At 58.5% G+C, this 819-nt stretch carries 1 protein-coding gene; it reads right to left on the bottom strand.

All coding sequences use genetic code 11. The features are described from left to right. Positions 1-15 precede the first annotated feature (15 nt). A partial coding sequence (locus ACVBEJ_RS14550; RefSeq protein WP_447130359.1) for an IS91 family transposase occupies positions 16-819 on the bottom strand: 804 nt, incomplete at its 5' end.

Here is an 819-nt window from a genome sequence, read left to right as displayed (position 1 = left end):
TTTTTTTCGTACCGCCTATCCCGTTCGTCGTTTCGGACGGAATCCCACAACCGCCATGGGCTGTTGGCAATTGGGGCACAGGAAGGCCGGTCGCGGTGTTTTGGCCATTGGGGGAATGGCCACCTGCAACACCCACTGCACAAGGCGCAACAAGCGCTTGCCATTGCCGTGCAAAAACCCGTAATCCCGCACCCGCCGGAATCTTTTGGGCAACACGTGCTGCAGCACCAGCGCCATAAACGTCTCGCCGGGCAAGGAGCGGGTTTTGAGGGTGTTGGTGGCACTGTCTTTGTACTGGAACGTCACCGTCTGCCCATCGTCAGTGAGGATATTGCGATCACTGATGACACCGCGGTACAGGTAACGGGACAGGTACGTCAACGCCGGCAGTCCAGACCCCACGTTTTTGCAATTGACCACCCACTGACCGGGTACCTGTGGTGGCTGCAGCCCGGCCTTGCGCAAGGCGGCCAACAGCTTTGCCCGAAACACACGGGCCAATTGCCGGCCATTGAACAGGTACTTTCCCTTCAGCGTGCGCCACTGCTGTCGCTGTCGATTGACCCCACCACCGGGTACCACACAGTGCACATGGGGATGGTAATCCAGGCGCCGGGTGTGAGTGTGCAGTACAGCGGTCATGGCCAGCTCTGCGTTAAACCCGGGCTTGTTGTGACCAAAGGTCTGCAGTGTGTCCAGGGCACATTGAAAGAGCGCGTTATACACCACCGTCGAGTGTTGCTTTGCCAGTGGCCGCAGCTCTCGAGGCAAGGTAAAGGTGACCATAAAATAGCGCACCGGCAGCAGCTTCTGTGTTTG

Source organism: Porticoccus sp. GXU_MW_L64, assembly GCF_052983295.1.
The sequence above is the reverse complement of the archived record's forward strand: the minus strand, read 5'-3'. Positions and strand labels throughout refer to the sequence as shown.